Genomic DNA, 3607 nt, shown 5'->3' on the forward strand with positions numbered 1-3607 from the left:
GGTCCGCGAGAAGGCTTGGGCCGAGGGCAGAGCTGAGGGCGAGGCTAAAGGTGAGGCTAAAGGCGAGCTGCGGGGCAGGCAGGAGACGGCGCGCGCCATGCTGCGGGAAGGGATGTCCCCGGAGATCGTCGCGCGCTTCACCCGCCTTCCCCTGGACGAGGTCGAGGCCCTGAAGAGGAGTTGAGGGAGTTCCAGTTAAAGATAGCCCTCGCTCCTTTATTCAGGACAGGTCGAATGGTTGTCTGAGGAGGAATTTATGGTTATGTTACGGCGTTCATCCATCGCGTGGAAACTGGCGTTCGCTGTCCTGTTGTCTTTTGCTATTGCTCCGCAAATGGAGGGAGCCGAGCCGAAACCGGAATGGAAGGTGGACTTCGTCAACGAGGACTTGGCTGCCGATTTCAAGTACATGAACTGGCGCATGTCGATCGATCCTTTTCCGGAGGAGAAGCTGTCCAAGTTGAAGGAGCTTGGCTGTAGCACTGACGTCAGCCGTGCCGGAATGGACACCCTCCGCACCGCCGGAGGCGCTGACTTCACCGAGAAACAGTTTGACTGGATTTTGTCCACGCTGAAGGAGAAGGTTGGCGTAACGCCGGATAAGCTAACCGTCATGGATTTGCGTGGCGAAACGCACGGACTTATCGACGGCAATGTGTTCATGTACTGGATTCCCAACAACTACGTCAATGAGGGAACCCCCACCGAAAAAGTGCTTGAGATCGAGGCAGGGCTGCTGGATGAATTGAAAAAGCAGGATACCGTAAAGATGTATCAGACCAAGGATTGGGGCGCAGATCACGAGAGTCCCATGCTGGAGTACAAAAAACCGGTGATCCGGAGCGAGGAAGACCTCGTCAAAAGCAAGGGCGCAAAGTACGTGCGTTTCGCGGACACCAACCACTTCCGCCCTGACGATCATGAGGTCGATCTGTTTGTGGCCTTCATGGCGAACCTTCCGGCAGACGAATGGCTGTTCATGCACTGCTATGCCGGCGAGGGACGAACCACGAACTTCATGGTGATGACCGACATTTACAAGAATTATAAAGTGGCGAGCTTTGACGACATCGCTGCACGGCAGGGCCTTATCGGTCCCGTAGATGTGCGCACGGAAGTCGCGACAACGGGCAAAAAGCACTATAAAATGAAGGCGTCCATCGAGCGGCGCATCTTCCTGCAGCAGTTCTATAACTACGCCAAGGACACCGACTTCAAGGGAAAGACCTGGACGGAGTGGTGCAGGGAGCGGGACCTTACGCTGCAGTATTTCCCGGACTAGCGCTTAGTGGCATCTACAAGAACCTCCAGGAGCAGCCTTCTTTTTGTATCCGTAGGCGAGGATCCGTTCTCTTTTCAATAACGAGATAAAAACCAGCGTTGTCTGGCTTGCCTTTTTCGGTAGGATGGTTTATTGTACGTCAGTCTTTTGGAGCTTGAGTTTTCAATGCAAAATTGAGCGTTAAAGCGGGCCGTTCGTTGGGCTTTCAGCCCGAACGGACCCCGTTATCGAAAAACGATAGGGAGGAATTATCGTGGCAAGGAACTTGAGAGGAAGAAGTTTTCTGAAGCTTTTAGATTTTGAGCCCTCGGACGTCCGGTACCTTCTGGACCTGGCGAAGAACTTCAAGGACCTGAAGCGCACCAGGACGCCGCACCGCTACCTTGAGGGGAAGAACATCGTCCTGCTGTTCGAGAAGACTTCGACCCGGACCCGCTGCTCCTTTGAGGTCGCGGGGATGGACCTGGGGATGGGCGTCACCTACCTTGACCCGGGCAGCTCTCAGATGGGCAAAAAGGAGAGCATCGAGGACACCGCGAAGGTCCTCGGCAGGATGTACGATGGCATCGAGTACCGCGGCTTCAGCCAGAAGCTGGTGGAGGAGCTTGCGCTGTACTCCGGCGTCCCCGTCTGGAACGGCCTGACGGACGACTTCCACCCCACCCAGATGCTTGCGGACCTGATGACGATGGAGGAGCACTTCGGGCACCTCAAAGGGCTCAGCTGCGTCTTTATGGGCGACGCCAGGAACAACGTCGCGAATTCGCTGATGATCGCCTGCGCCATGACCGGCGTGAACTTCACCGCCTGTGGCCCCAGCGACCTCTTCCCGAAGGCGGAGCTGGTCGAGAAGGCCAAGGAGATCGCAAAGAGGCAGGGATGCACGGTGTCGCTCGACTCCAACGTCGATACCGCGGTTAAGGGCGCCGACGTCCTCTACACCGACATCTGGGTTTCCATGGGGGAGCCTGACGAGATCTGGGAGAAGAGGATCAAACTGCTCTCGCCCTATCAGGTCAACCGCCGCGTGATGGACCTGGCTTCGCCGAACGCGATTTTCCTCCACTGCCTGCCGTCCTTCCACGATCGGAATACCACCATCGGCGAGGACATCTACAAGAAGTTCGGCATCCCGGAGATGGAGGTCACGGACGAGGTGTTCACCTCCGACCGCTCTCTCGTCTTTGAGGAGGCGGAGAACCGGATGCACACCATCAAGGCCGTCATCTTTGCGACGATGTGCTGAGCGGAGGACGAACCTTGAGTAAAGTTGTCGTTGCGCTGGGCGGCAATGCCCTTGGCAATACCCCGGAGGGACAGATCGAGGCGGTCCGCAAGGCGGCTCCGTCCATCATGGGGCTGGTGAAGGCCGGTCATCAGGTGGTCATCGGGCATGGAAACGGCCCGCAGGTCGGGATGATCAACAACGCCTTCGATTTCGCCTCGCAGGGGGACGGCAAGACGCCTTATATGCCCCTCGTCGAGTGTGGCGCCATGAGTCAGGGCTATATCGGCTACCACCTTCAGCAGGCGCTTCAGGCCGAAGCGGAGCACGTGGGCCTGAAGCTGGACGTCGTGAGCGTCGTGACGCAGGTTGAGGTCAGCGCGGAGGACCCCTCCTTCCAGGACCCCTCCAAGCCGGTGGGCAACTTCTGCAGCAAGGAGGAGGCGGACGCCATTGCTGCGGAAAAGGGCTGGACCTTCGTCGAGGACGCCGGACGCGGCTATCGCAGGGTCGTTCCCTCTCCTCTCCCGGTGAAGATCGTCGAGATGGACGCCATCAAAAAGATGATGGAGATGGGAATGGTCGTCATCGCAGTCGGCGGTGGCGGCATTCCGGTCATCTGCAAGGGAGATCGTTACGTGGGGATCGATGCGGTCATCGATAAGGACAGGAGCTCCGCCCGCCTTGCGTCGGACCTGGACGCCGACGCCCTGGTGATCCTGACGGCTGTTGACCGCGTGGCCATCAACTTCAACAAGCCCGATCAGAAGGACCTGACGCACCTGACGGTTGCAGAGGCCAGGGAGTACATGAAGAAGGGCGAGTTCGCCAAGGGCAGCATGTTGCCCAAGGTCGAGGCCTGCCTGGCTTTCGTCGAGGCCAAGAAGGGGCGCAAGGCCGTGATCACCTCCCTCGCCCTTGCTGCTGAGGCTTTGAAGGGCGAGGTCGGGACGGTCATCGAGGCCTAGGCCACCCTCTGGACATCAGGCGTCTGTAGTCGTCGCGAATTTTAAATTCCGCAGACCGAAGGGCCGCTCCGTTTTGATGGAGCGGCCCTTTTTCATATCCAGCTCATACCAATTCGCGTTTAATATGAATTG

General features: G+C 57.9%; 4 protein-coding genes. All 4 read left to right on the forward strand.

What is annotated here, in order from left to right; genetic code table 11:
- On the forward strand, nt 1-184 hold a 184-nt coding region (locus SY1_RS01480), incomplete at its 5' end, for a hypothetical protein (RefSeq protein ID WP_423868975.1).
- Between the two features lie 78 nt (nt 185-262).
- Complete coding sequence (locus SY1_RS01485; RefSeq protein ID WP_015555956.1) at nt 263-1282, forward strand: protein-tyrosine phosphatase family protein; 1020 nt, start codon at nt 263-265, stop codon at nt 1280-1282.
- A gap of 253 nt (nt 1283-1535) precedes the next feature.
- Entirely contained in the window at nt 1536-2528 is a 993-nt protein-coding gene (gene argF, locus SY1_RS01490; protein ID WP_208872544.1) for an ornithine carbamoyltransferase, read from the forward strand.
- Between the two features lie 14 nt (nt 2529-2542).
- A complete protein-coding gene (arcC, locus tag SY1_RS01495; RefSeq protein WP_208872545.1) occupies nt 2543-3475 on the forward strand; it encodes a carbamate kinase in 933 nt (310 codons plus the stop codon).
- The last annotated feature ends 132 nt before the right edge of the window (nt 3476-3607 follow it).

Source organism: Fretibacterium fastidiosum (assembly GCF_000210715.1).
GTDB classification, from domain to species: domain Bacteria; phylum Synergistota; class Synergistia; order Synergistales; family Aminobacteriaceae; genus Fretibacterium; species Fretibacterium fastidiosum.

What these genes read in the sequence shown, in the direction of transcription:
- SY1_RS01485 (WP_015555956.1), top strand. Translation starts at nt 263, where the DNA reads ATGTTACGGCGTTCATCCATCGCGTGGAAACTGGCGTTCGCTGTCCTG.